At 71.6% G+C, this 23953-nt stretch carries 27 protein-coding genes; 13 read left to right on the plus strand and 14 right to left on the minus strand.

Annotation, left to right across the window (positions count from 1 at the left end; all coding sequences use genetic code 11):
• Window positions 1–19: 19 nt before the first annotated feature.
• The 3 genes from FBZ33_RS04000 to FBZ33_RS04010 are packed head-to-tail and all read right to left on the minus strand — an operon-like array spanning window position 20 to window position 2466.
• The gene (locus tag FBZ33_RS04000) at window positions 20–874 is read right to left on the minus strand and encodes an ABC transporter permease (protein ID WP_141908036.1); all 855 of its coding nucleotides are present in this window, start codon (window positions 872–874) and stop codon (window positions 20–22) included.
• Window positions 871–1884 carry an ATP-binding cassette domain-containing protein gene (locus tag FBZ33_RS04005; RefSeq protein WP_141908037.1) on the minus strand — a complete coding sequence of 338 codons (1014 nt, stop codon included), beginning with the start codon at window positions 1882–1884 and terminating at the stop codon, window positions 871–873. Before FBZ33_RS04005 ends, FBZ33_RS04000 begins: the two co-directional genes overlap by 4 nt.
• 27 nt (window positions 1885–1911) lie before the next feature.
• Window positions 1912–2466: an NADPH-dependent FMN reductase gene (locus FBZ33_RS04010; protein ID WP_185755200.1), complete on the minus strand. Its 555-nt coding sequence runs from the start codon at window positions 2464–2466 to the stop codon at window positions 1912–1914.
• A gap of 144 nt (window positions 2467–2610) precedes the next feature.
• Between FBZ33_RS04010 and FBZ33_RS04015 the strand changes: the two genes are divergently transcribed.
• Window positions 2611–3126, plus strand: coding sequence for a GNAT family N-acetyltransferase (locus FBZ33_RS04015; protein ID WP_141908039.1), 516 nt, complete (start codon window positions 2611–2613; stop codon window positions 3124–3126).
• A gap of 25 nt (window positions 3127–3151) precedes the next feature.
• Here FBZ33_RS04015 and FBZ33_RS04020 read toward each other — a convergent pair whose 3' ends face one another.
• Complete coding sequence (locus tag FBZ33_RS04020; RefSeq protein WP_141908040.1) at window positions 3152–4138, minus strand: aldo/keto reductase; 987 nt, start codon at window positions 4136–4138, stop codon at window positions 3152–3154.
• Window positions 4139–4221: 83 nt separating this feature from the next.
• Window positions 4222–4974, minus strand: a complete 753-nt coding sequence (locus FBZ33_RS04025; RefSeq protein WP_141908041.1) for an SDR family oxidoreductase — start codon at window positions 4972–4974, stop codon at window positions 4222–4224.
• Window positions 4975–5076: 102 nt separating this feature from the next.
• Between FBZ33_RS04025 and FBZ33_RS04030 the strand changes: the two genes are divergently transcribed.
• Window positions 5077–5919: a helix-turn-helix transcriptional regulator gene (locus FBZ33_RS04030; protein WP_141908042.1), complete on the plus strand. Its 843-nt coding sequence runs from the start codon at window positions 5077–5079 to the stop codon at window positions 5917–5919.
• Window positions 5920–6034: 115 nt separating this feature from the next.
• On the opposite strand, the gene FBZ33_RS04035 is transcribed toward FBZ33_RS04030, so the two are convergent.
• Both FBZ33_RS04035 and FBZ33_RS04040 read right to left on the minus strand, forming a co-directional pair.
• Window positions 6035–6886: an aldo/keto reductase gene (locus FBZ33_RS04035; protein ID WP_185755201.1), complete on the minus strand. Its 852-nt coding sequence runs from the start codon at window positions 6884–6886 to the stop codon at window positions 6035–6037.
• Between the two features lie 100 nt (window positions 6887–6986).
• Window positions 6987–7952, minus strand: a complete 966-nt coding sequence (locus tag FBZ33_RS04040; protein WP_141908043.1) for a LysR family transcriptional regulator — start codon at window positions 7950–7952, stop codon at window positions 6987–6989.
• 51 nt (window positions 7953–8003) lie between these two features.
• On the opposite strand from FBZ33_RS04040, the gene FBZ33_RS04045 reads away from it, so the two are divergent.
• Window positions 8004–8918, plus strand: coding sequence for a serine hydrolase (locus FBZ33_RS04045; RefSeq protein WP_141908044.1), 915 nt, complete (start codon window positions 8004–8006; stop codon window positions 8916–8918).
• Window positions 8919–9072: 154 nt separating this feature from the next.
• Window positions 9073–10050 (plus strand): MBL fold metallo-hydrolase, encoded by a 978-nt coding sequence (locus FBZ33_RS04050; protein WP_141908045.1) that lies wholly within the window; start codon window positions 9073–9075, stop codon window positions 10048–10050.
• Between the two features lie 42 nt (window positions 10051–10092).
• On the opposite strand, the gene FBZ33_RS04055 is transcribed toward FBZ33_RS04050, so the two are convergent.
• Window positions 10093–10632 carry a DUF1697 domain-containing protein gene (locus tag FBZ33_RS04055; RefSeq protein WP_141908046.1) on the minus strand — a complete coding sequence of 180 codons (540 nt, stop codon included), beginning with the start codon at window positions 10630–10632 and terminating at the stop codon, window positions 10093–10095.
• Between FBZ33_RS04055 and FBZ33_RS04060 the strand changes: the two genes are divergently transcribed.
• Both FBZ33_RS04060 and FBZ33_RS04065 read left to right on the plus strand, forming a co-directional pair.
• Window positions 10631–10852 carry a hypothetical protein gene (locus FBZ33_RS04060; protein WP_141908047.1) on the plus strand — a complete coding sequence of 74 codons (222 nt, stop codon included), beginning with the start codon at window positions 10631–10633 and terminating at the stop codon, window positions 10850–10852. The two genes, FBZ33_RS04055 and FBZ33_RS04060, sit on opposite strands and share 2 nt — an antisense overlap.
• A 48-nt stretch (window positions 10853–10900) precedes the next feature.
• Window positions 10901–11911 carry an NAD(P)(+) transhydrogenase (Re/Si-specific) subunit beta gene (locus tag FBZ33_RS04065; protein ID WP_141908048.1) on the plus strand — a complete coding sequence of 337 codons (1011 nt, stop codon included), beginning with the start codon at window positions 10901–10903 and terminating at the stop codon, window positions 11909–11911.
• A 1-nt stretch (window position 11912) separates the two neighbouring features.
• On the opposite strand, the gene FBZ33_RS04070 is transcribed toward FBZ33_RS04065, so the two are convergent.
• From FBZ33_RS04070 to FBZ33_RS04085, 4 genes are read right to left on the minus strand one after another with little or no spacing between them, the layout of a single operon-like run.
• On the minus strand, window positions 11913–12476 hold the full coding sequence (locus FBZ33_RS04070; RefSeq protein WP_088946402.1) for a heme-binding protein: 564 nt from the start codon (window positions 12474–12476) through the stop codon (window positions 11913–11915).
• A gap of 32 nt (window positions 12477–12508) precedes the next feature.
• The gene (locus tag FBZ33_RS04075; RefSeq protein WP_141908049.1) at window positions 12509–13258 is read right to left on the minus strand and encodes a hypothetical protein; all 750 of its coding nucleotides are present in this window, start codon (window positions 13256–13258) and stop codon (window positions 12509–12511) included.
• A 2-nt stretch (window positions 13259–13260) separates the two neighbouring features.
• Window positions 13261–14055 carry an ABC transporter permease gene (locus FBZ33_RS04080; RefSeq protein ID WP_141908050.1) on the minus strand — a complete coding sequence of 265 codons (795 nt, stop codon included), beginning with the start codon at window positions 14053–14055 and terminating at the stop codon, window positions 13261–13263.
• A complete protein-coding gene (locus tag FBZ33_RS04085; protein ID WP_141908051.1) occupies window positions 14052–14948 on the minus strand; it encodes an ABC transporter ATP-binding protein in 897 nt (298 codons plus the stop codon). Before FBZ33_RS04085 ends, FBZ33_RS04080 begins: the two co-directional genes overlap by 4 nt.
• A gap of 132 nt (window positions 14949–15080) precedes the next feature.
• On the opposite strand from FBZ33_RS04085, the gene FBZ33_RS04090 reads away from it, so the two are divergent.
• The 4 genes from FBZ33_RS04090 to FBZ33_RS04105 all read left to right on the plus strand — a co-directional run bounded on the left by FBZ33_RS04090 (window position 15081) and on the right by FBZ33_RS04105 (window position 19214).
• Window positions 15081–16337 (plus strand): sensor histidine kinase, encoded by a 1257-nt coding sequence (locus FBZ33_RS04090; protein ID WP_141908052.1) that lies wholly within the window; start codon window positions 15081–15083, stop codon window positions 16335–16337.
• Window positions 16316–17116, plus strand: coding sequence for a response regulator transcription factor (locus FBZ33_RS04095; protein ID WP_141912395.1), 801 nt, complete (start codon window positions 16316–16318; stop codon window positions 17114–17116). Before FBZ33_RS04090 ends, FBZ33_RS04095 begins: the two co-directional genes overlap by 22 nt.
• A 201-nt stretch (window positions 17117–17317) precedes the next feature.
• Complete coding sequence (locus tag FBZ33_RS04100; RefSeq protein ID WP_370452967.1) at window positions 17318–18637, plus strand: ATP-binding protein; 1320 nt, start codon at window positions 17318–17320, stop codon at window positions 18635–18637.
• A 145-nt stretch (window positions 18638–18782) separates the two neighbouring features.
• Window positions 18783–19214: a hypothetical protein gene (locus FBZ33_RS04105; protein ID WP_231927230.1), complete on the plus strand. Its 432-nt coding sequence runs from the start codon at window positions 18783–18785 to the stop codon at window positions 19212–19214.
• Window positions 19215–19326: 112 nt separating this feature from the next.
• Here the strand turns inward: FBZ33_RS04105 and FBZ33_RS04110 are convergent, their stop codons facing one another.
• Entirely contained in the window at window positions 19327–20100 is a 774-nt protein-coding gene (locus FBZ33_RS04110) for a D-Ala-D-Ala carboxypeptidase family metallohydrolase (RefSeq protein WP_088946408.1), read from the minus strand.
• A 304-nt stretch (window positions 20101–20404) separates the two neighbouring features.
• On the opposite strand from FBZ33_RS04110, the gene FBZ33_RS04115 reads away from it, so the two are divergent.
• Window positions 20405–21043 carry a hypothetical protein gene (locus FBZ33_RS04115; protein WP_088951490.1) on the plus strand — a complete coding sequence of 213 codons (639 nt, stop codon included), beginning with the start codon at window positions 20405–20407 and terminating at the stop codon, window positions 21041–21043.
• A gap of 42 nt (window positions 21044–21085) precedes the next feature.
• On the plus strand, window positions 21086–21550 hold the full coding sequence (locus FBZ33_RS04120) for a PPOX class F420-dependent oxidoreductase (protein ID WP_099850879.1): 465 nt from the start codon (window positions 21086–21088) through the stop codon (window positions 21548–21550).
• Between the two features lie 351 nt (window positions 21551–21901).
• Here FBZ33_RS04120 and FBZ33_RS04125 read toward each other — a convergent pair whose 3' ends face one another.
• The gene (locus FBZ33_RS04125) at window positions 21902–23134 is read right to left on the minus strand and encodes a serine hydrolase (RefSeq protein WP_141908054.1); all 1233 of its coding nucleotides are present in this window, start codon (window positions 23132–23134) and stop codon (window positions 21902–21904) included.
• A 98-nt stretch (window positions 23135–23232) separates the two neighbouring features.
• On the opposite strand from FBZ33_RS04125, the gene FBZ33_RS04130 reads away from it, so the two are divergent.
• Window positions 23233–23826 (plus strand): pentapeptide repeat-containing protein, encoded by a 594-nt coding sequence (locus FBZ33_RS04130; protein WP_088946411.1) that lies wholly within the window; start codon window positions 23233–23235, stop codon window positions 23824–23826.
• The last annotated feature ends 127 nt before the right edge of the window (window positions 23827–23953 follow it).

Below are 23953 nucleotides of genomic sequence, written 5' to 3' on the forward strand. Positions count from 1 at the left end.
CGAACGGGTCGTGGCCGGGTCAGCGGCGGTTGTACCTGTGCATGGTCAGGGTGCCGAAGACGACCAGGAAACCGGCGCTCCAGACCAGCAACCACATGGTGGCCGACGGGTCCGAGTCGCCGCTCATCGCCCCACGGATCGCCGCGACCAGCTGCGTCACCGGGTTGACCTTCACGAACGCCTGGAGCCAGCCGGGCATGGTGCTCGGGTCGACGAAGACGTTGCTCAGGAACGTCAGCGGGAACAGCACCATCATGCTGACGCCCATCACCGACTTCTCGCTGCGCAGGATCAGCCCGAAGAACGTCCACACCCAGGAGAAGGCGAACGAGAAGACCACCAGCAGCCCGATCCCGATGGCCACGCCGACGACCCCGCCGGCGGGCCGGAAGCCGAGCGCCAGCCCCAGGCCCAGGATCACCAGGGCGGCGAGGATGTAGCGCAGCACGTCGCCGAAGATCATGCCGACCAGGGCAGCCGGGCGCCAGACGGGCAGTGTCCGGAACCGGTCGAAGATGCCCTTCTCGATGTCGGTGTTGAGGCCGACGCCGGTGTACATGGTGATCATCACGACGCTGGTCACCATGATGCCGGGCAGGAAGAACTGCAGATATTCGCGCGGGCTGCCGGCGAGGGCGCCACCGAACAGGTACGTGAACATCAGCACCATGATGATCGGGAACGCGGTGACGTCGAAGAGCTGCTCCGGCACGTGTTTGATCTTCAGCATGGCCCGCCAGCCGAAGGTGAGCGACGCGCCCAGCGCGCTGGGTCGGGGCGGTCGGGTACCGGGCGCGAGCACTGTCGCCAGCGCGTCGGCGGACGGCACGTAGACGGACGGCGCCCGTTCGGTGGTGGTCGTGGTGTCGCTCATCGGGCTGCCTCCAGCTCGTTGTCGGGCTCGCCGGCCGGCACGGCGGGGTGATCGGTCAGGGCAAGGAAGACCTCGTCGAGGCTCGGCTGGCCGAGGGAGAAGTTGTCCACGACGATGCCGGCGCGGGCCAGCTCGCCGAGCGCGCGCGAGGCCTGGGCGCTGGCATCGAGGTCGGTGCCGGCCTCACCGACGCGGGCGGTCAACGCCACCGGGTCGGCGGCGAGCTGCACCGGCACGCCGAGCGCCTCCCGGAGCACCCTCTCCGCCTCGGTCCGCTGGCCGGGATCGCGCAGTCGCAGGTGGACGGTGCCGGAGCCGATAGACGACTTCAACTCACCCGGGGTGCCCTCCGCGATCACCCGGCCGTGGTCGACGACCGCGATCCGACCGGCGAGCTGGTCGGCCTCGTCGAGGTACTGGGTGGTCAGCAGCACTGTGGTGCCGTGCGACACCACCGCCCGGACGATCTCCCACACCTGGTTGCGGCTCCGCGGGTCGAGGCCGGTCGTCGGCTCGTCGAGGAAGAGCAGGTCGGGCGTGTTCAGGATGCTGGCGGCGATGTCGATGCGCCGCCGCATCCCACCCGAGTACTTCTTCACCTGGCGGTCACTCGCCTCGGTCAGTCCGAACGCGGCGAGCAGGGCCGCCGCGCGCTCCCGGGCGGCCGGCTTGCGCAGACCGAGCAGGCGGGCGAGGAGCACCAGGTTCTCCGTACCGGTCAGGTCCTCGTCGACCGAGGCGTACTGGCCGGTGAGGCTGACCCGGGAACGGACCTTGTCGGCCTCGGTGACCACGTCGTGGCCGAAGACCCGGGCCGAACCGCCGTCGGGGCGCAGCAATGTCGCCAGCACCCGGACGGCTGTGGTCTTGCCCGCCCCGTTGGGGCCGAGCAGACCGTAGACGGTGCCGGCGGGCACCTGAAGGTCGATCCCGGCCAGCGCCCGGGTGTCCCCGAACGAGCGGGTGAGCCCCTCGGCCTCGATGGCCAGGCCGGTGGTGCGTCTACTCATGATCCTTACCTTTCGTGTTGGACGTGTTCAGGAGACGTACGGTCGAGCCGCCCGGGCGTCGCGCAGAGCCAGGCCCCACCAGCGGAGCTGGTCGAGCAGGACGCTGGCGTCCCGGCGCAGCTCGTCGGTGCACTGCGGTGTCGGCTCGCCGCCGAGTAGGTCGATCCCGACGACGTCACGCACCGTCATCGCGTGCAGCGCCGTGAAGACGGTGCGGAGCTGGTCGACCGCGTACCGGCCGGTGGACCGACAGCCGTACGACACGAAGCCGACCGGTTTGGCCTGCCACTCGTCGTACGCGTAGTCGATGGCTTGTTTCAGCGGTGCGGGGAAGCTGTGGTTGTACTCGGGGGTGACCATGACGAACGCGTCCGCTCGACCCACCTCGCGGACGAACGCCCGGATCGACGCGGTCGGTTCGGCGGGGTAGCTGGCCGGGAAGTCGTACTTGGTCAGGTCAACGACGGTCACCGCCAGGTCGTCGTGCCGCGCGGCCTGTTCGGTGAACCAGCTGGTGACCTGGTCGCCGGCCCGCCCCTCCCGGGTGCTGCCGATGATCACGGCGATCCTGAGCGGTGTCATCATCCCCCTCCCGAGTTGTCGGTTCCACCTCTTCGGCGCGAGAAAGCAGCACGCCGCCCGCTAGATCGGATCTAGCGGGCGGCGTTTCGGGGCGCAATGTCGGTGGGGTCGGCTTGACTGTGGTCGACGGACAGGGGAGTGGGCATGGCACAGGTACGCATCGCACCGTGGGACGAGGACGACCTCGACCTGCTGCGGGAGCTCAACTCTCCGGACACCCGCAAGCACACCGGCGGCCCGGAGACCGACGAGCAGGTGCTCGCCCGGCACGACCGGTACGTGCACTTCGCCGGGACCGGACAGGGCGCGATGTTCACGCTGGTGCTGCCGGACGGCGTGCGGGCCGGCAGTGTCGGCTACTGGGGCCGCGACTGGCACGACCGACCGGTGTACGAGCTGGGCTGGGCGGTGCTGCCCTCTTACCGGGGGCAGGGGCTGGCGACCGTCGCGGTGCGGGCGGTCATCGACGTGTTGCGCGCTCGGCAGGACCGGCGCTACGCCCACGCCTACCCCTCGGTCGACAATCCCGCCTCGAACGCGGTCTGCCGCAAGGCCGGTTTCACACTGCTCGGCGAGACGGACTTCGAATACCCGCCGGGGCAGCTGATGCGCGCCAACGACTGGCAGCTCGACCTGACCGCCCCACCGACCGCAAGCTGAGGTCGGCGAGGCGGCCGGTGACCGGTCACCAGGTGGTGTCGAGGCGCTGCCGTTGCTCGGCGGTCAGCTCCAGCTCGACCGCTGCCAGGCTCTCCTCCAGTTGCGCCACCGACGAGGCGCCCACCAGCGGGATGGACGGCAGCTCACCGCCCAGCAGCCAGGCGAGCACCACCTGGTTGACCGTCGCGCCGCTCTGCCCGGCCACCTCCCGCAGCGCGGCCAGTCGCCGGGGCGCGCTCGGCAGGTCGTACGCCGAGCTGAGCGGCTTGTCCGCCCGGGTGAACGCCCCCTTGAGCAGCGGCGAGTACGCCACCAGGGTCAAGTCGGGCTCGGCACGCAGGTAGCTGAGCAGGTCACCGCTCACGCCGCCCGGCTCGCCGTCCGGGTCCAACTCGCTGACCAGGTCGGTGCGGTTCGGCAGGTAACTGCGCTGGTACTGGAGCACCTCGTACCCTGGCAGGCCTGCGGCGGCGGCCAACGCCCGGGCCCGCTCCACCCGCCAGGCCCGGTGGTTGCTGGCACCCAGCAGACCCACCGTGCCCTCGGCGACCAGTTCGGCGAAGCCCTCCACGGTCTCCTGGAGCGGCACGGTCCGGTCCTCGATGTGTGCGTAGAGCAGGTCCAGTCGCTCCACCCCGAGCCGTTCCCGGCTGCGCTCCGCGGACTCGCGGATCACCTTGGCGGAAAGGCCCTCCGCGTTGTCCAGGTAGCTGGTCCCCGGGGCCAGCGGTCGAGCGCCCAGCTTGGTGGCGATGACGATCTCGGCACCGACGCCCCGGCTGCGCCGCCACCGGCCGAGCAGTTCCTCGCTCTGCCCGCCCTGCCCGCCGTCCACCCAGAACGCGTAGTTGTCCGACGTGTCGATGAACGTGCCACCAGCCTCGACGTACCGGTCGAGGATCGCGTACGAGGTGGCCTCGTCGGTGGCGCTGCCGAAGAGCATCGCGCCGAGGCTCAGCACGCTGACCTCGCGCCGGGTCGCCGGGTCAGCGCCGATCGTGCGGTACCGCATGGGGATCTCCTCTCGTGCGCCCTACCGGTGGGCGCACGGGTCACCCTGCCGGCTGGAGCGCACTCCAGGTCAAGCGCTCACCGTCACCAGGGCAGCACGCCGTACCCACCGCCGGCGTCCATCTGGAAGCCCCAGAGCAGCCCGCTCGGTCCGTCGGCTGGCAGGGTCGCCAGGTGCACGCTCACCTCGGCGCCCTGCTCGGCGGTGCGGAAGCCGCTGTTGCTGTTCAGGTCGGTGGCGCAGTAGCCCGGGTTCGCCGCGTTCACCTTGATCGGGGTGTCCCGCAGTTCCTTGGCGTACATCGCGGTGAGCATGTTCAGCGCCGCCTTCGACGACGGGTACGGCACTGAGGTCAGCGCGAACAGCGCGCCCGCCGGGTCGGTCATGACCGCGATCGAGCCGACCTCGCTGGAAACGTTGACGATCCGGGCCGCCGGTGCCCGGCGCAGCAGCGGCAGCAGCGCGTTGGTCACCGTCGCCACCCCGAACACGTTCGTCTCGTAGACGCGGCGCAGCGTCGCCACTGTCGTCTCGCTGGGCAGCCCCTGAGCGCCGTCGGCGAGGACGATGCCGGCGTTGTTGACCAGCACGTCCAGTTGCCCGTGTTCCGCCTGGACCTGTTTCGCCGCGGCTGTCACCGATTCGGCGTCGGTCACGTCGATCGGCACGAACCGGGCGTCCGTGCCGCCGTCGCGCAGCTCCCGCTCGGCTGCCCGGCCGCGCTCGGCGTCGCGGGCACCGACCAGCACGGTCATCCCGAGGGCGCCGAGCTGGCGGGCGGTGGCGAAACCGATCCCCTTGTTGGCCCCGGTGATCAGGGCGATCATGTTCGTCATGCCGTCGAGCCTCGCCGGGCTGGCCGCGCCCGGGGAGAGACGGGCGGAGGCTGGGACCAGCGGTACCACCTTCGCCGGGACGGACCGGGGCATGCTGGAGGCATGACGGGCAGCGGGTTGCGGCGCGACGAACTGGCGGCGTTCCTGCGCACCCGCCGCGCCCGGCTGCGCCCCGCCGAGGTCGGGCTCCCCGAGGGCGAACGCCGACGTACCCCCGGGCTGCGCCGGCAGGAGGTCGCCCAGCTCGCCGGGATGTCGATCGACTACTACATCCGACTGGAGCAGGGCCGAGGGCCGCACCCGTCCCGGCAGGTGCTCGCCTCGATGGCCCGGGCGCTGCTGCTGAGCCGGGACGAGCGCGAGTACCTGTTCCGGATCGCCGGGGAAAATCCGCCACCGGCCGGCGGGCCGAGCCGGGAGGTGCCCTCCGGGTTGCGGCACCTGCTCGACGCCATGACCGAGACCCCGGCGTACCTCGTCGACGCCGCGTACCACGTGCTGGCCTGGAACCGCCTGGCCACGTACTTCGTGGGGGATCTCGCGGCCGTGCCTGACGCGGACCGCAACATGATCCGCTGGACGTTCCGGCAGCCGGCGACCAGCGCCCACTGGACCGATGCCGAGGTGATCCGATTCGTGCGAAGCACGGTCGCGGACCTGCGGGCCGCCTACGGGCGCTACCCGGCCGACCCGGCGATCCGCGAGCTGGTCACCGAGCTGCTCGGCACCTCACCCCGGTTCGCCCGGCTCTGGGCCGAGCACGACGTCGAGGAACGCCGACCGGTCGTCAAGCGGGTGCCGCACCCCGAGCTGGGGCCCTTGGAGTTCGAGTGCCGCGTCCTGCTGGTGCCGGAGACCGACCAGCGGATGATCGTCTACGTCCCCGAGCCCGGATCGCCGACCCACGCGGTGTTCCGCCGGATCGCCGAGCGCGTCGGCTCCTGAGCGCCGGGAACAGCGTGATTGACCCGCCGGGAACAGCGTGATGCCTCAGGGTCATCAAGATGACTCTGAGGCATCATGCATTCAGGAGACCTGCCCGCCGAGCGGCGGCCTCAGGTCAGCGGGGGACGTAGGCGAAGGTGTCCGGGTTCGGGCCCTGCCGCCCGGCCTCGCCCTTGTTCAGCGCGGTGATCCGCTCCATCGCCGTGTCGTCCAGCTCGAAGTCGAAGATCCGGGTGTTCTCCTCGATCCGCTTCGGCGTGGTCGACTTCGGGAAGATGATGTCGCCACGCTGCACGTGCCAGCGGAGCACCACCTGCGCCGGCGTTCGGTCGAGCTGCCCGGCGATGTCGACCACCGTCGGGTCGTCCAGCACCTTGCCCTGCGCGATGGGCGACCACGCCTCGGTGAGGATGTTGTGCTCGCGGCCGTAGGCGCGGACCTCGTCGTTGGTGAAGTACGGGTGCGCCTCGATCTGGTTGACCGCCGGCACGACGTCCGCCTCGGCGGCCAGCCGCTCCAGGTGCGCCACCTGGAAGTTCGACACGCCGATCGAGCGGGCGCGGCCGTCGCGCTGGAACTCCTCCAGCACCTTCCAGGTCGAGACGTAGTCGCCGTCGTACAGGGTCGGCAACGGCCAGTGGATCAGGAACAGGTCGATGTAGTCCATCTTCAGCGCCGCGAGCGTCGAGTCGAACGCCTTGCGGGCGTCGTCGGGGCGGTGAAAGCCGTTGTTCAGCTTGCTGGTCACGTACACCGAAGCCCGGTCGAGGCCGGACATGCGGACCGCCTCGCCGACCTCGGCCTCGTTGCCGTACATCTCGGCGGTGTCGATGTGCCGGTAGCCGGTCTCAAGGGCCGTGGTCACCGCCGCGACGGTGTCCTTCGGCTCGATCTGGAACACCCCGAAGCCGAGCTGCGGAATGGTGGTGCCGTCGTTCAGGCTGATGTCGGGAATGGTGATTGCCACTGCGGCTCCTTCGCGTCATCTTCGTTGCCTGTCATCCATACCCGGGTGTGCGGTCGGTGCACCGCCCAAACCGAGGTGACGAGCGCAACGCCGGGACGGTTCACCCGGTCGTGTCGAAGAGCACAGGCCAGGGCCGTGCCGCCGGCGGCGAGGTTCCGGCCGGCGCGGGCGGCGCGGGCTCGGCGTCGGCCAGCACCTCGGCGGCGAGCTGCCCGAACATCGACGCCGCCGGGTGCGCCGACCGGTCCGGCCAGGCCGCCGACGTCCGCTTGGCCAGCGGCGCGCCGGCGATCGGCCGCCAGGCGACGCGGGGTTCCCGTCGCGCCACCGTCGCCGGTTCCACGGCCACCCCGCCGCCGGCCAGCACCAGGCCGAAGAGGAACTCCGGGTTGCGGGCGGGGCGCACCCGGGCAGGTCGCCAACCCTGCTGTCGGCACACCGCCAGCAGGTGGTCGTGCCAGCCGGGAGCGGTAGCCCGGGGCGCGGCCACCAGATCCAGACCGGCCAGCGACGCGAGTGCCACCTCCCGGTCGCGGGCCAGCGGCGAGGTGCGGGGCAGCAACACCCCCAGGGGTACGTCCACCGGGGCGCCGAAGCGCAGCCCGTCCGCCGACACCGGGTGGTGCACGAGCCCCACGTCGAGGGTCCGCTCGGCGAGCATCCGCACCTGCTCGGCGGTCGTCAGCTCGTGCAGTTCGACGTCCAGGCCGGCTGCCCGGGTGGTGAGCCCGTCCAGCAGCGCGCGCAGCGTCACCGCGGGCGTCTCCGGTGGCACCCCGGCCCGGAGTACGCCCAGCTCACCGGCCCGGACCTGCCCCATCAGGTTGCGGAGCCGACCCTCACCCGCGAGCAGGTCCTCCGCCTCGCCGAGCAGCAGCTCACCGGCGGTGGTGAGGCGTACCTGGCGGCGGGACCGGTCGAACAACTCGACGGTCAGCTCCCGTTCCAGCCGCTGGATCGACTGGCTCAGGGGCGGCTGGGCCATCCCGAGCAGCTCCGCAGCCCGCCCGAAGTGCAGTTCGTGCGCGACCACCACGAAGTGCCGCAGGTGCCGGAGCAGATCCACGGCCGGACCCTACGCCAGCGCCGAAGCCTGGCCGCTGGATACCGTGCTGGCGTGGACGTCAGCGAGCGCATCGAGGCCATCTTCGCCGCCGTGGGGGTGACGGCCAGCCTGCACGTGGTGGACGTGGACGCCACCGACCCGACCCCCGGCGGCACCGCCGACGGCGTTCCGGAGATCGGGCTGCGGGCCGACGACCAGGTGGTGATCGCCTCGATCTTCAAGGTCCTGCTGGTGCTGGAGTTCGCCCGGCAGGTCGAGGCCGGTCAACTGGACCCCACCGAACGGGTCCTGGTCACCGCCGACGACCGGCTCGGTGGGTGGGGTCTGGCCGGCTGCACCGACGACGCCGAGGTGTCGCTGCGCGACCTCGCGTACTTCGCCATGTCGGTCACCGACAACACCGCCGCCGACCTGCTGCTGCGCCGGGTCGGCCCGGACCTGCTGCCGATGCTCGCCGCCGAGCTGGGGCTGAGCCGTACCCGCGTCCTCGGCGGCCCTCGGGACCTGGTCGAGTTGATGCTCGCCGACGTGGGCGCACGCACGGAGGCGGAGTTCGCCCGGATCTTCCCCACGTTGCCGGAGGAACGGGTCCGGGCGATGCGGGTCTTCGACCCTGAGCACACCACCTCCAGCACCGCCCGGGAGATCACCCGGTTGCTCACCCTGATCTGGCGGGACGAGGCCGGGCCGCCTGCCGCCTGCGCGATGGTCCGCACCTGGATGGCCCGGCAGATCTTCTGGACCCGGCTGGCCGCCGGGTTCCCGCCGGGCGTCCGGGTCTCCGGAAAGACCGGCACCCTGCCCGGTCTGCACCTGGAGGCCGGGGTTGCCGAATATCCCGACGGCGGCCGGTACGCGATCGCCGTCTTCGCCCGTGCCGACCGGTTGGCCTCGCGGCGGATCGACGTGGACCTGGCGATGGGGGAGGCCGCCCGGACGGCCGTCGAGGCGCTGCGCGGCGACTGATTCCGCACCCGCCGCAGCCTCGGCGCGTGGCACCTGAGCTGGCCCGATATCCGCTGACGTATCGGAGCCGGTCGTCTTCGATCTTGGACCGGAGCCCGGTGGCGCTGGTTGGCTCGTGGTCGACCAACCGCCCGACCACGGGGAGTGGAACCGCATGCCCAGTCTCGACCGCCGACGTTTCCTGCGCGACACCGCCGCCACCACCGCCCTGGTGACCACCGGTGGGCTCGCCGCCGGCGCCGCCACCCCGGCCCACGCCGCGACGCCGGCCGCCGCACCCACCCCCACCGCCCGCCGCAGGGGCGCGGTCAGCTTCCGCTGGTGGGGTACGGCCGGCTGGCGCGTCGACATCGCCGACCGCACCGTTCTCGTCGACCCGTTCCTCAGCCGGATCGACACCGGGCTGTTCACCGGCGCGTTCAGGACCGACACCCCGTTGACAGTGCGCGCCGACGTGATCGACCCGCGCGTCGAGAAGGCCACGACGGTGCTGGTCACGCACACCCACTGGGACCACTTCATGGACGTGCCCCACATCGCCAAGCGCACCGGCGCGCGGGTGTTCGGCACGCTGACCGCGTACCACCTCGGGTTGGCCTACGGGGTGCCGTCGACGCAGCTCAGCCCGGTCAAGGGTGGGGAGGTGCTGGACTTCGGGGACCACACCGTCGAGGTCGTCGGCTCGCTGCACAGCCGCAACCCGTCGTACTCCCTGGCCTTTCCGGGGGTGCGGGTGAGCCAGCCCGCGCAGCCGGCGACCATCGCGGACCTGCCGGAGGGCGACACGCTGGGCTACCTGCTGCGGGTCGACGGCGGACCGTCGGTGTACTTCACCGGGGCCAGCGACGTCGCCGAGCGGAACCTCACCGGCCTGTCGCCCGACGTGGCGATGGTGGCCCTGCAGAACGCCACCACCACCGGCGACTACCTGCCGCGTCTGCTGGCCGGCCTCGACTATCCGAAGGTCGTGGTGCCGGTGCACTTCGACAACTTCGAGACGGCGCTTCAGAACCCGCCGCCGGTCGCGCCGACCGACCGCACTCGGTTGAACGACATGATCGCGGCCGTGCGCCGGATCTCGCCGCGCAGCCGGGTGCTGGTGCCCGAGTACGAGACCGCGTACCACTTCTGAGCAGCGTCGGTGGGGGTCGCCGAGCCGCGGCCCCCACCTTGGTCAGGCGGCGGTCATCTCCGCCAGTGCCCGCACCGACTTCCAGTTGCGGCTGGTCGACACCACGCCGAGCTTCTTCTCCAGGTACGCGTTGGTGAACTTCGACCGCCCGTAACCGCCGTCGACGAAGTGCAGGAAGACCTCCCGGCCGGTCACCGTGAACGACACGTTCTCCCCACCGGGCACGGTCAGCGCGTCCACCGTGGACTTCTTCGGCGGGGTGGCGAGGAAGGCCACCAGCAGCCTCGTCGGGTCGTCCTCCCGGTCGGCGTACGGGTTGCCGCCGGCCACCGCCGCCAGCTCCCGGCCACTGCGCACCAGCACCGGCACCGTCAACGCCAGCTCGTCGGCGAGGGCCCGCTCGATGCCGGCGGCCAGCTTCTCCGCGTCGCGCACGGTGCTGTCGAAGGCCACGTTGCCGCTCTGCAGGTACGTCTTGACGTCCTCGTGCCCGAGGTCGGTGACGATCCGACGCAGGTCGGCCATCGCCAGCCGGGTGGTGCCGACGTTGACCCCGCGCAGCAGGGCGACGTACCGGGTCATGGCTCCTCCTGGGTTCGCGGCCGACCGGCTCAGCGTAGGCCGCCCGCGCGCCGGCCTCGCCGAGCAGGTCGGTGCCCCCGTCGACCTGGTGGTGCCGTGGTCGGTGGTCGCCGGGGTGGTGGGGCTGTGCCTGCTGCTCGCGGTGCTGGCGAGCGTGCTGCCGACGTGGCGGTCGCTGCGACACCGCCCCGCGCGGTCCTCGGTCGGGGTCGCCGGATGACCGCGTCCCCGCCCCCCGAGGAAGCGGCCGGGCCGCTACCGTCCACGGATGCGATTCGCGCGTTCGGTCGGCCTGCTGCTCTCCGCCGCCGCCGTGGTGCTCTGGGCGTACGGCGTGACCGTGCTGCAACCGCTTACCGAGCCGATCGGTCCGTGGTCGGAAAGTCTGCCGGGCAACAACGCCTACTGGGCGCGCGACCTGCGCTTCCTAGCGATCATGGCAGTGGCGATCGGGCTGGTGCTGGCCGGCCGGGGGCACCTGCGCTGGAGTCAACCGGCGGTGGCGCTCGGCGGTCTGTGGGTCGCCGCCGACGTGGCGATCGACCGGGCCGACCCGGCCGGCGTCGAGGCGACGGTGCTGCTCGCCGTCAGCGGTTGCGCCGTGCTCGCGGCGCTCGCGGCGGTGCTGCATTGGCGGGAGCGTGCCACGCCGCCAGCCCGGGAGCGTGGCACGCCCTCAGCGGTGGAGCGGAAGGCGTTGACCGGCGCGGCGTGTGTGGCCGGGGTTCTGGCGCTTGTGGCGGCCGGCATCGAGTCACCGACCGACCGGGAGCCGGAGCTGAACCAGGGCGCCCTGGCCACCGCGGCGTTGCTTGTCGTGCTGGCCGTCGGTGCCGCCCTGGCGGCGGCCCCGGCACGGACCCAGGCTCGCGTCGGGCTGGCGGCCGGTCTCGTCGTGGCGGCCCTGCTCGGCGTCGGGCTGGCGCGTGCCGCCCCGCCCGGCTCACGCCTCCTGCCGGAGGTCGCCCTCGGGGCGGTGCTGCTCACCGGGATCACAGTGCTGGCCTGGGACTGGCCGGGCGGTCGGCCGATCTGGTGGCACCACGCACTCGCCGCTCTCGTCGCGGTGGTTGGCCCGACGGTGTTCCTGCTGGCCACGGCAATTCCCATCATGATCCTGCTGCCGATCGGCGCGACGTTCACCAGGCTGGCCGGCAACAGCCCGATCAACGGCGCCGACTCCGACGTGCTGATTTCGCTGTTCGGGCTGCTCTCCGGGCTCGCGATGTCCCTGCTGCTGGCGCGACCGAGCGTCGAGGACCGTCGGCGGCTCCGGTAGCTCACTCGACGACCGGCAGCACGACCTCGTTGCGGCGCAGGAACCACGGTTTCCACGGCGGGTCGAAGCGTGCGTACCGGATCGCGCCCGTGGGTTGCAGCCCGGCGGCGGTGACCGACCGGCCGAGCATGGTTGCCCGCTGGCTGAACGCCTGCTCCGTCCACCGGCCGGAGAAGCGCATGGCCGCAGCCAGTTGCGCCGGAATCTCGCGGATCCGCACCCGGGCGTCCACCGGCTCGGGCACTGTGGCGGCGGTGAAGGTGGCCGGTATGACGAACTGGAGCAGGTACGCGCCCGGCCACTCACCCTCCACCTGCACCATCGGCACCGTCATGGCGATCTTCTCCGAGCCGTCGGACGCGGACGTCGCCGGCGTGTTCGACCCGATCGGGTGCCGAGCCCGGTTGGCACCCGCGAGGTACGCGGCCAGCGGCCGGAACGCCTCGATCGGCGCCCTGGTGAACGACGCCTGGATCTGCATCTCGGCCACCAGGTGGGCCGGGTACCGACGCAGCTCGAAGCCGGGGTGTCGGGACACCACCCGGTACGGCTGCTGTTCGGTCATCGCGCGGCTCCCAGGGTCTGCTGGGACAGACGCTACCGCCCGTCCGGCTCCCGCTCGGCCGAAGTCGACTGCTCCGGCCCCGGGGCGACAGCTCGCGCGGTCAGCCGCCAGTACTGCCGCTTGCTCTCGTCGCGCAGCACCACACCGATCAGACCCAGCTCCCGGCGCAGCTCCCGGGCGTCGTCGCGGCGGTCCCGCTCGATCGCCCGAACGCGCGCGCGCAGCAGTGCGTCCGCGCCGGCGGGCAGGCCGGGCAGGTCGGGCACCCACAGCCGGTACGCCGACCGGTGGGGGTCGTCATCCGCCCAACCCCAGCCGTGCGTCCGGAACGCCGCAGCCAGTTGGTTGGCCGGCAGGTCCGTCGGCTCCCGGACGAGTTCCGCGCCGTCGGCGTCGAGCAGCACCAGGTGCCCGTCGGTGAGGAAGACCACCCGGGCGTCGACCCGTGCGACGGTCCGGTCCTGGTCGGAGCGGCGCAGCCGGACCTGCGCCGGGTCGACGGTGACGATCAGCCGCTCGGCGGTGCCGATCCCGGCGATGACCAGACCGCCCAGGACGCCCACCGCGATCGTGCCGGCGGTGGCCTGCGGCTCGGGCAGCCGGTCCAGCCACTCGATCAGATCGCCGAACGGCACCCAGGGCAGCCGGGCGAGCCAACCCGTCGTGGCCGCGAGGAGCCATCCCACGCCCGCGCCGAGCAGCGGAAAGCCGCCCCACATGACCGCCAGCTCCACCGGGCCGCCGCTGACCACGGTGCGTGGTCGGTAGCCGGCCGTGTCCATGGTCAGGACACCTCGCGGCGGAGCGTCCGGAACAGCCCGGCGGCCAGTGGCAGGACCAGCCAGACCAGCAGGGACACCACGATCCGTCCCCACTGCTCCCCGGTGAGGGCGTCACTGCTGAACAGCGGTTCCATCGTCTTGCTGGTGTCGAGCCATTCGGAGGGGCCGCGCAGAGGCCGGACCATCTCGCCCAGCACTCCCCAGATGGTGGGCAGCAGGAAATAGCCGACGATGGCCACCGGCGGGTTGAGCAGCAGCAGACCGAAGGCGGCGCCCATCAGCACGCTGGTGACCTGGAGGATCACCGCGTTCACGATCAGCGACCCGTCGAGCTGCCAGGTGCCGGCGCCGCCGATGGCGGAGGCCACCAGCGTCCCGACGGCGGCGAGGGCGAGGCTCGCCAGCACCGAAGCGAGTGCCGCCACCATGACCGCGACCAGCTTGGCGGTCACCACCCGCTCCCGACGGGGCACCAGGGCGTACGTGGTGAGGGCGGTCCGTTGCGACCACTCGCTGGTGATCGAGAGGATGCCGAGCACGGGCAACAGCACCCCCACCGGCAGCAGCGAGGGGACGAAGAAGTTGGAGAACGTCTGGTCGGCGTCGTCCGCGTAGATCAACTGGAGGGTGACGACCACTGCGGCGATCAGGCCGATGGTGATCAGCAGCCAGCGGCCGGCCCGGGTATCGACGAGTTTGCGCAGCTCCACGACGGTGAGCCGGAGCAGCGACGGTCGGCGTACCGGATTGTGCTGCTGGGGCGCGACGGCGCTCGCGGCGGGCGCGGTGGTGGTCATCGGACGGCCTCCTTGGTGGATTCGCCGGCGGTCAGGGTGAGGAAGAGTTGTTCGAGGCCACCGCCGCTGGCGGGGCGCAGCTCGGCCAGCGCGACGCCGGCATCCGCGGCGGCCTGGCCGACCACCTCGGCGTCGGCCTGCACGAGCAGTCCTTCCGAGCTGTCGGCGGCGCTCAGCCCGGCAACCTCCAGCGCCCGGCGCAACGCCGCGCCGTCGCGGGCCCGGACCACAGTGCCGCCGCCGGCCAGCAGCTCGTTCTTGTTGCCCTGGGCCACGATCCGGCCACCCCCGATCACCACCAGCCGGTCCGCGACCGCCTCCACCTCGCGCAGCAGGTGGGAGGAGAGCAGCACCGTGCCGCCCCGGTCGGCGAAGTCGCGCAGCAGGCCGCGCATCCAGAAGATCCCCTCCGGGTCCAGGCCGTTCGCCGGCTCGTCGAGGATCAGCACCCGGGGGTCACCGAGCAGCGCATGCGCCAGGCCCAGGCGCTGGCGCATGCCCAACGAGTACGCCCGGACCCGGCGCTTCGCGGCCACCGCGTTCAACCCGACCAGGTCGAGCTTCGCGGCGACCTCGCGCCGGTCCAACCCCATGGTGTACGTGGACAGCGTCAACGCCTCGCGGCCGGTCCGCCCGGCGTGCTGAGCGGAGGCGTCCAGCAGCACCCCGACCTCGCGCCCCGGGTTGGGCAGCTCCCGATAGGGGCGCCCGGAGACGGTGGCGCGGCCGGCGGTCGGCGCGGTTAGCCCGCAGATCATGCGCATGGTGGTCGACTTGCCGGCGCCGTTGGGGCCGAGGAAGCCGGTGACGGTCCCCGGCTCGCAGTGGAACGAGACGTCGTCCACCGCCGGGTGTGGCCCGTATCGCTTGGTGAGGTTCTCCACGGTGATCATGTGGTCGAGCCTGCCCGCGCCGCCCGGCCATCCGCTGCGGCCGCCGGTCGATGCCGTACCGACCTTGGTCGACCGGCGGGTCTCGACTTTGGTAGCTGGTCGTGGCGCCCTTCGGCTGCCTAGCATGGTGCCGTGACCAGCCTCGCCGTGCCGGAACACCCCTGGCTGCTGCCCGGGGCGCTGGCCGGCGCGACCAGCCCGGAGACGGCGACCCGCCGGCCCCGGCGGACCACCCGGGACTGGGCGGTCGACACCCTGGCCTTCCTGATCAGCCTGCTCTGGGTGCTGTACGCCACGGCGGACGCCCTGTCGCCGAACCCGGAGACGGCGGTCGCGCTGCCGCACGACTGGATGGTCGGCGTGGACGCGCTGATCGGGCTGGTCTGCTGCGGGCTGCTCTGGCTGCGGAGGCGGTGGCCGCTCGGGTTGATGGTGGCGACCCTGCCGTTGAACCTGTTCTCGATGGCCGCCTCCATCCCGCTGTTGATCTTCTACTTCACCGTGGTGGTCCACCGGCGCACCGCGGTCGCGGTCGCGGTGACCGGCGTCGGTCTCATCACCAACCTGGTCTACAGCTGGACTCGTCCGGATCCGGTCATGCCCTACTGGGCCACCGTCGCCTGGGGTGTGGTGATCACTCTCACCGTGCTCGCCTGGGGAATGTTCGTCCGGGCCCGGCGGCAGTTGATCGTGTCGCTGCGGGATCGGGCCGAGCGGGCCGAAGCCGAGCAGCAGCTTCGGGTCGCCCAGGCCCGTCACCTCGAACGCACCCGGATCGCCCGGGAGATGCACGACGTGCTGGCCCACCGGATCTCGCTGCTCAGCCTGCACGCCGGGGCGCTGGAGTTCCGCCCGGACGCTCCCGCGGACGAGGTGGCCCGGGCCGCCGGGGTGATCCGGGGCAGCGCGCACGCCGCCCTTCAGGATCTGCGGGAGGTGATCGGGGTGCTCCGGGCCGAGAGCGACGACGGCGACGCCCCGGAGCCGCCGCAACCCACCCTCGCCGACCTGCCAGCCCTGATCGCCGAATCGCGGGCAGCCGGGGTGCGCGTCAACGTCAGCGACAGCGTCGCCAGCCCGGGGGAGGTGCCGGCGGCGCTGGGGCGGGCCGCGTACCGGATCGTGCAGGAGGGGCTGACCAACGCCCGCAAGCACGCGGCCGGCGCGGCGGTCACCGTGGACGTCGCGGGCGGCCCGGGCAGCGGCCTGACCGTGGCGATCGGCAACCGCTGGCCGGTCGGCGCACCGGCCGGCGACACGCTGCCAGGCGCCGGCACCGGCCTGGTCGGCATCAGCGAACGGGTCACCCTCGCCGGTGGCCGGCTCGCCTACGGTCGCGACGACGCAGGCGACTTCCGGCTGGCCGCCTGGCTGCCGTGGCCGGCGTGACCGGCCCTTCCGGCGTGACCGGCCCTTCCGCAGCGGCGGGCCCTTCCGGCGCCGCCAACGCCTCCGGAGTGGTCGGCCCTTCCGGTGCGGCGGTGCCGCAGTCGGCAGTGTCGCCGGTGCGCGTGCTGATCGTGGACGACGACGCGCTGGTCCGGGCCGGGCTCTCGATGATCCTCGGCGGTCTGCCGGACCTGACCGTGGTCGGCGAGGCGGCCGATGGCGGTGAGGTCCCCGCCGCTGTCGCCGCGTACGCCCCGGACGTGGTGCTGATGGACATCCGGATGCCCCGGGTGGACGGGCTGACCGCCACCGAGGCCCTGCGTGCCCAGCCACACCCGCCGGAGGTGCTGGTGCTGACCACCTTCGACGCCGACGAGCAGGTGCTGCGGGCGTTGCGCGCCGGGGCGGCCGGTTTCCTGCTCAAGGACACCCCGCCGGCGGAGATCGTGCACGCCGTTCGTCGGGTGGCGGCCGGTGAGGCGGCCCTGTCCCCGACGGTGACCCGCACACTGATCGCCCACGTGACCGCCGCCACCCCCGGCCGGGCCGGCCCCGACCCGCGGCGGGAGCGGGCGCTGCGGTTGCTCACCGGGCTCAGTGAGCGGGAGCGGCAGGTGGCGGTCGCCCTGGGCCGCGGGCACACCAACGCGGAGATCGCGGGGGAGCTGTTCATGAGCGTGGCGACGGTGAAGGCGTACGTCTCCCGGCTGCTGACCCGGCTCGACCTCAACAACCGGGTCCAGGTGGCCCTGCTCGTGCACGACGCCGGCTTGGTCTGACGAGCCGTTCGCTGGGCCAGATGGCCAGGCATACCAACACGGATGAGGTTACACTCATTTTTGGTTGTTCCATTGTTGGTTGTGTCAGGAGTGATCGTGGATGGCTTTGTCGGACGGGACCGTGAACTCCACCTCCTCGGCGGCATGCTTTCTCGGGTGCAACGAGGTGGTCGTGCTGGTCGGCCTGGGCGGGCCCTTCTCATGCGCGGTCGCCGGCGGGTAGGCAAGTCCCGACTGGTGGAGGAGTTCGTCGAGCGGGCCGACGTGCCGTATCTCTTCTTCACCGCCTCCGCGCAGCCGACCGTCGCAGCCGACCTCGCACTCTTCGTGGAAACGGCGGCCGCCTCGACGCTGCCGGGGGCGCAGATCCTTAGTGAGCAGCAACCGCAGACGTGGGACGCCGCTCTGACCCTGCTCGCCGCCGCGCTGCCGTCCGACCGACCGAGCGTCGTCGTCCTGGACGAAATGCCGTACCTCATCGCGAGTGACCCGGGCTTCGAGGGAACGTTGCAGAAGGTCTTCGATCGCGAGTTGTCCCGGCGGCCCGTCCTGCTGATCTGCGTCGGCTCGGATCTGGCGATGATGGAGGCCCTGAACGACTACGGCCGGCCGTTCCACCAGCGAGCCACCGAGATGGTCATTCCGCCGCTGAGCCCAGCCGACGTCCGCGACATGCTCGACCTGTCCGCCGCCGACGCGTTCGACGCCTACCTGGTGTCCGGCGGTCTGCCGCTGATCCTCGACGAGTGGCCGAACGGCGCATCCGTCCACGACTATCTGAGCGAGGCGGTACGGGATCCGACCTCCGCTCTGCTGGTCAGCGGCGAGCGAGCACTGGCGGCGGAGTTTCCGCCCCAGTCCCAGGCAGGGCTGGTGCTGCGGGCCATCGGCAGCGGTGAGCGGACCTTCTCGCTGATCTCCCGCGCTGCGGGGGATCTTCCACAGGCGTCCCTGAACCGCGCCCTGCGCCTGCTGGCCCAGAAGCGGGCCGTGGAGGTCGCCGTTCCGCTGTCGACCAAGCCGTCGCGGGAAACCCGCTATGCGGTGGCCGACCCGTACCTGCGCTTCTGGCTGTCATTCCTGGGATCTCACCTGTCCGAGATCGAGCGCGGGCGAGGTGACCTGACCCTGGACCGGATCGTCCGGTCGTGGGCGTCCTGGCGGGGACGGGCCATTGAACCTGTCGTCCGAGAGGCGCTGCGCCGGCTGAGCGGCGACCACCTGCCGGCGGAGGCAGCGGTGATCGGCAGCTACTGGACCCGGACCAACGACCCGGAGATCGACCTGGTTGGCGCCGACCGGGGGCCCGTCGCTCAGCGCATCAGTTTCTTCGGTTCGATCAAATGGCAGGAGAGCCGGCCCTTCGACGCGCATGACCTGGGTCGGCTGCTGCTGCATCGGTCCCGGCTGCCCGGTGCCGACGACGCGGTGCCGGCCGTTGCCGTGTCGCGCAGCGGCACCGTCGTCGAGGGGATCCGAGTGCTGTCGCCGGAGGATCTGCTTACCGCGTACCAGAATTGAACTTTCGTCCGGTGCCGGCCGTACCCATGGCCGAGGATGTCGGTGCGGTGGGTCCGCCGTACCGCTGCCGAACTGCGGGAGGCCTGCCGTGCGAGTTGGTGAGCAGTCGACGGATCCCATCGATCAGGTACTGGGTGAGGTGCCGATGCCGGCATCGCTGACCCCGGAAGATGTCCGGCTGGCGGTTCGGGCGGTGGTCGTGCACACCGCCGAGGAGTGGCCCACCGGGCCGCTGTGCCGCAATGACGGCGCCTCCTACCCGTGCCGCCTGCACCGGTGGGGGCGACGGGTGTTGGAGACACACGGGCTCAACGAACGCCAGATCGAGGCGTTGATCCGGCACGGCAATCCGTTCGTGCACGTACCGTTCCCGTTCACGGCGACCGGGCCGTCTCCCGCACGTCCCGCCGGTAGCCGGCCGGCAACGACCGGCTACCAGGCGCCGGCCGGGCGTACCGGTGGGTTGCCGGCGCGGCAGCAGGCCGCGCGGGTCGTCCCACCGGGTGTACGGCCGACCGCTGCTGGCCGGCCGGTGACTCCCCCCGTCACCGCGCCGCGCTGGCCCCGGGCGAGCTGAGCGCACCCCTCCGCCCACCCGACCCGGGGCGACACCACGTCGGCCCGACGCGGAGATCCCCCTCCGCGTCGGGCCGACGTCGCGCCCAACAGATGAGTCGGTCGTCGCCGGCTCAGATCCCGCAGTCCGGCGCGGACCAGTTCGTCGTGTTCGAGCTGTTGTCCCTGTTGTTCTCCCGACGCGAGTCGACGTGCACGTGGTCGTCGTGGTCCGGGTAACCCGGACCGTAGATCCCGCTGAAGCCGTTGTTACGGGCGCCGCGGGCGACCTGGCACAGCGACGACGTCCGTGAGGTGACGTCGGCCGCGTTGCCGTACAGGTGCTGGCTGTCCGACGCGCCGCCGACCTGGTTGTTGCAGGCGCGGCTGCGGTATCCGCTGGACACGTTGAGCGGTTTGTCGCCGAGGCTCTTGCGCAGCGCCTCCAGCTTCCACATGGTGCGCAGCGCGTTCTGCTTGGTCTGGGCCGCCGACAGCGGACCGCCGCTCCACCCACTTCCGCCGCACCCGTTGTCGAGTTCGTTGTAGCTGAAGTGCGCGGGTGTGCAGTCGTTGTCCTGGAGCTGGTACAGCTTCGCGTAGGTCTGCGGGCCGGCGACGCCGTCGGCGCGCAGCCCGTACGCCTGTTGGAACCGCTTGACCGCGGCGGCCGTCTTCGGTCCGTAGCGGCCGTCGTTCTCCACGATGTTCCGGTTGCCGGCCCAGCCTGCGACCCGGATCTGCAGCTGTCGGACGTCGTCGCCGGAGCGCCCCTGGGCCAGGGTGCGGTTCCACGTGTAGCAGCCGTCCGCGTACGCCGCTGGCGCGGCGACCACCGCGGCGATCGCTGCCCCGGGCAGCGCCAGGGCGAATGCGATGGCAGCACGCTTCAAGGTGTTTACGCGCACAGAAGTCCTCCCGATAGGAGAGCGAATGGGGTGGCCACGGGACATCGACCGAGAAGTCCCGCGATCTCCACCCTGACACTGATCGGTGTGGTTGGAGGCGATTAACGAGAATCGTCCTCACAATCTGCAGTACCTGGGTATTGGCTGGGAATTAGGCTGATTTGCGAAACAGCCATTGATCGCCGATCGGCCCTTGCGGGATCAAGCGCACCGAACGTCGCAATCTGCCACACCGAGGGTGATGTTCCCTGGCTGGTGGCGGCCGGTAACGTCAGCCTCGGGCTGCGGACTGGCGGAGGTGCACGTGGCACGCGGTGGCGTCTTCTGTGTCGAGGGTCAGTGGCACCGCGACCTCAACGAGCGGGGCTCCGTCCTGCCCACCCTTGAGCTGCTGGAGCGGCTCGGCAAGATCCGTTTCATCCACAAGGACGCGGCCACCCGCGACGAGTTGTTCTACTTCCTGGACCGCTGGCTGCTCAAGCAGTACGCGGACCACCGGGTCGGCTTCTTCGCGATGCACGGCGAACCGAGCCGGCTGTGCCTCACCGACTGGCAGTCGGTGGAGTTGAACGAGGTGGCCGACCTGATGGCGGGCCGGGCCGAGGGGCGGCGACTCTATTTCGGCAGTTGCTCGGTCCTGCGGGCCTCCGACGCGGTCCTGCGCGAGTTCCTTGAGGTCACCGGAGCTGCTCTGATCTGCGGTTTCACCCGAGAAGTCGACTGGGTCGAATCGGCGGCTTTCGAAACCGTCCTCCTCGACGTGCTCGCCAACGGCCAGCGGCACAATGCCGCCGAGCTGCGAATGGGTTCGGCCCACTGGGCGCCGCTGGCGTCGTACCTCGGCTTTCGGGTGATCTACGCCAACGGTCGGGCCTGGCGCCCGTCCAGCCGCCCCCGGGTGCCCACCCAGGCGGTACACCGCTCCACGGCCCGGCCCCGCTGACCCGCTGCCGCCGCCCCGCCCGCACCCTGGTAGGAACGAGGAATGGCGCGCAGCATCGCACGGAACACCCGGGTCGACCGGGACAGCCTGCTCGACTTCCTCCGGCCGCGACACCGCGTGCTGCTGATGACCACCCGGGCCGACGGTCGCCCGCAGTCCTCCCCGGTCTCGGCGGGGATCGACGGGCAGGGCCGGCTCGTCGTCTCGACCTACCCCGAGCGGGCCAAGGTGACCAACATCCGCCGCGATCCGCGCGTCTCGGCGTGCGTGCTCAGCGACGACTGGAACGGCCCCTGGGTGCAGATCGACGGCACCGCCGAGGTGCTCGACCTGCCCGAGGCGCTGGAGCCGCTTGTCGAATACTTCCGCAGCATCTCCGGCGAACACCCGGACTGGGACGACTATCGGGCGGCGATGGTGCGCCAGGGCAAGTCGCTGATCCGGGTCACCATCGACGCCTGGGGCCCGATCGCCACCGGTGGCTTCCCCGCCCGCCTCGCCGACTGAGGTCGATCGCGCTCGGTAGGCCAGCGCGGCGCCCCGACCACCTCGACCACCGACGACCGCGGACACCCGAGGCGGAGGTCATGGGGTGGGGCCGCCGTGCTGTAGAGCTGCTCCGGATATGGGGCGGCCGGAGGCGGCAGGTCGCTGGCCGCGCTCGAGGTGCGGTGCGCTTGGGGTGCGGCGCGCTTGGCGTGCGGCGGGCTTGCCGGGACAGCTGCCGCCGCGTGCCCCACATCTGGGGCAGCTCTACAGCGGTGGCGACACACGGGTCGGGTCGGCGGCCTGACCTCCCGGCGTCACTGCCGCCGGGTCCGCGGAGGTCAGCGCCGAGCGGCGCGGCGGTCGTACCGGTCAGTCGAGCAGCGCGGCGTAGACGAGTTGACGCAGCTGGGAGCGCAGCGGGTAGGTGCTCGACGGCATCAGCTGGGTGAACAGCAGCGCGGTGATCTCCTCGGTCGGGTCCACCCAGAACGCGGTGCTGGCCACTCCACCCCAGTAGTACTCGCCGACGCTGCTCGGCACCCGGCTGGGGATCGGGTCGTCGGTCACCGCGAAGCCCAGGCCGAAGCCGATCCCGTCGAGGGTCGACTCCGCGAAGCCGCCGGTGGACAGGGTGCCCAGGTCCTGCCCGCCGGGCAGGTGGTTGCGGGTCATGAACCGCACCGTGCGCGGCCCGAGCAGCCGAACCCCGTCCAGCTCGCCGCCGCGCAGCAACATCTGGGTGAAGCGGTGGTAGTCGGCGGCGCTGGAGATCAGGCCACCGCCGCCGGACAGCAGGGCTGGCTTGCTGAACGCGAGCGAGCCGAGGCTGTCGTAGCGGACGGCCCGCCCGCTGCGCGGGTCCGGGACGTAGAGCGCGGCCAGGCGGTCCGCCTCCTCGCCCTCCACCCACCAGCGGGTGTCGGTCATGCCCAGCGGGCCGAAGATCCGGTCGGCGAAGAACGCGTCGAGGCTCTGCCCGGAGATCACCTCGACGAGCCGACCGAGTACGTCGGTGGCGACCGAGTAGCCCCAGGCCGAACCGGGCTGGAACAGCAGCGGCAGCTTCCCGAAGACCGCGCAGGCGCCGGCCAGGTCGACGTCCGCCGGCGGGTACAGGTCGTAGCCGGCGGCCCGGTAGAGCCCGTCGACCACCGACGTCTGCATGAAGCCGTACGTCAGGCCGGCGGTGTGGGTGAGCAGGTGCCAGACCCGGATCGGCTCGGTCGCCGGCACGGTGTACGGCTTGAGCACCGATCCCTTGGAGTAGACCCGTAGGTCGGCGAACTCCGGAAGCCAGCGGCTGATCTCGTCGGTCAGCTCGAACCGGCCCTCCTCCCACAGCATCATCGCCGCGACCGAGGTGACCGGCTTGGTCATCGAGTAGATCCGCCAGAGCGTGTCGGCCTCGACCGGTGCGCCCGACTCCCGGTCCCGCAGCCCGTACGTCGAGGAGTGCGCCACCTCGCCGCGACGGGTGACCACCACCTGCCAGCCGGCCAGCCGGCCGTCGTCGACGTACCGGCCGAAGTGCTCGTCGATCCGCGCCAACCGCGCCGGGTCGAAACCGATCTGATCCGGGTCCTTGCTCCGAGCCACACTCACGTCGCCGAACCTACTCGCCGGTTCGCCCGTACCGGAAGGGGGTCACAGCGGGCCACGCCGGCTGCGCGGCTGTCGTTGCTGGCCACTAGCCTGGCCGGATGCCGGAGCTGACCGAGGACGTGACCTACCGTAACGAGGACTGGTATGGCGAGGAGCTGACCGACCGACACTTCGTGGGTTGTGAGTTCTTCGACGTGGACCTGACCGAGGCGGTGAGCCGTGGAGCGGTCTTCACCGGGTGCACGTTCGGCAACGTGCGGTTCAACGCGTCCCGGCACGTCGACTCGGCCTTCACCCGTTGCGTGTTCCGGCGGTGCAACTTCTTCGAGGCCGAGTTCACCGGCTGCAAGCTGGTCGGCAGCACCTTCTTCGAGTGCGACCTGCGACCGTTGACCGTCGACGGCGGTGACTGGTCCTTCGTCGCCCTGCCCGGCGCTGACCTGCGGGGTGTTCGGCTGACCGGGGTGCGGATGCGCGAGGTGGACCTGACCCGGGCCAATCTCACGGGGGCCACCGTGGCTGGCGTCGATCTGTCCGGCGCGCAGCTGCTCAACGTCAAGCTGGGCGGCGCCGACCTGCGTGGCAGCGATCTCACCGCGCTCGACCCGACGGCCGTCGAGCGGGCCGGAGCCGTCATCGACGTCGGGCAGGCCGTGGTCATCGCGCAACTCCTCGGCTTCCGGATCGGCTGACGCGAGCGGCGCTCGTGGCCTGCCGAAGTGCCGGTTCCCGCGGGCGGGTTGTCCGGCAGCGTCCGGTTGCGGGCTGGACACGTCAGGCAGTCCGGATCTAGCGTGTCGTCCACGCCGGTACGAACGC

Origin of the sequence: Micromonospora sp. A202 (assembly GCF_006715105.1) — a bacterium.
GTDB classification, from domain to species: Bacteria; Actinomycetota; Actinomycetes; order Mycobacteriales; family Micromonosporaceae; genus Micromonospora; species Micromonospora zamorensis.

Bases quoted from the DNA above. Each gene is read 5' to 3' on its own strand.
- FBZ33_RS04000 (WP_141908036.1), bottom strand. From the start codon at position 874: ATGAGCGACACCACGACCACCACCGAACGGGCGCCGTCCGTCTACGTG.
- FBZ33_RS04005 (WP_141908037.1), bottom strand. From the start codon at position 1,884: ATGAGTAGACGCACCACCGGCCTGGCCATCGAGGCCGAGGGGCTCACC.
- FBZ33_RS04010 (WP_185755200.1), bottom strand. From the start codon at position 2,466: ATGACACCGCTCAGGATCGCCGTGATCATCGGCAGCACCCGGGAGGGG.
- FBZ33_RS04015 (WP_141908039.1), top strand. From the start codon at position 2,611: ATGGCACAGGTACGCATCGCACCGTGGGACGAGGACGACCTCGACCTG.
- FBZ33_RS04020 (WP_141908040.1), bottom strand. From the start codon at position 4,138: ATGCGGTACCGCACGATCGGCGCTGACCCGGCGACCCGGCGCGAGGTC.
- FBZ33_RS04025 (WP_141908041.1), bottom strand. From the start codon at position 4,974: ATGACGAACATGATCGCCCTGATCACCGGGGCCAACAAGGGGATCGGT.
- FBZ33_RS04030 (WP_141908042.1), top strand. From the start codon at position 5,077: ATGACGGGCAGCGGGTTGCGGCGCGACGAACTGGCGGCGTTCCTGCGC.
- FBZ33_RS04050 (WP_141908045.1), top strand. From the start codon at position 9,073: ATGCCCAGTCTCGACCGCCGACGTTTCCTGCGCGACACCGCCGCCACC.
- FBZ33_RS04060 (WP_141908047.1), top strand. From the start codon at position 10,631: ATGGCTCCTCCTGGGTTCGCGGCCGACCGGCTCAGCGTAGGCCGCCCG.
- FBZ33_RS04055 (WP_141908046.1), bottom strand. From the start codon at position 10,632: ATGACCCGGTACGTCGCCCTGCTGCGCGGGGTCAACGTCGGCACCACC.
- FBZ33_RS04065 (WP_141908048.1), top strand. From the start codon at position 10,901: ATGCGATTCGCGCGTTCGGTCGGCCTGCTGCTCTCCGCCGCCGCCGTG.
- FBZ33_RS04070 (WP_088946402.1), bottom strand. From the start codon at position 12,476: ATGACCGAACAGCAGCCGTACCGGGTGGTGTCCCGACACCCCGGCTTC.
- FBZ33_RS04075 (WP_141908049.1), bottom strand. From the start codon at position 13,258: ATGGACACGGCCGGCTACCGACCACGCACCGTGGTCAGCGGCGGCCCG.
- FBZ33_RS04080 (WP_141908050.1), bottom strand. From the start codon at position 14,055: ATGACCACCACCGCGCCCGCCGCGAGCGCCGTCGCGCCCCAGCAGCAC.
- FBZ33_RS04085 (WP_141908051.1), bottom strand. From the start codon at position 14,948: ATGATCACCGTGGAGAACCTCACCAAGCGATACGGGCCACACCCGGCG.
- FBZ33_RS04100 (WP_370452967.1), top strand. From the start codon at position 17,318: ATGCGCGGTCGCCGGCGGGTAGGCAAGTCCCGACTGGTGGAGGAGTTC.
- FBZ33_RS04105 (WP_231927230.1), top strand. From the start codon at position 18,783: ATGCCGGCATCGCTGACCCCGGAAGATGTCCGGCTGGCGGTTCGGGCG.
- FBZ33_RS04120 (WP_099850879.1), top strand. From the start codon at position 21,086: ATGGCGCGCAGCATCGCACGGAACACCCGGGTCGACCGGGACAGCCTG.
- FBZ33_RS04130 (WP_088946411.1), top strand. From the start codon at position 23,233: ATGCCGGAGCTGACCGAGGACGTGACCTACCGTAACGAGGACTGGTAT.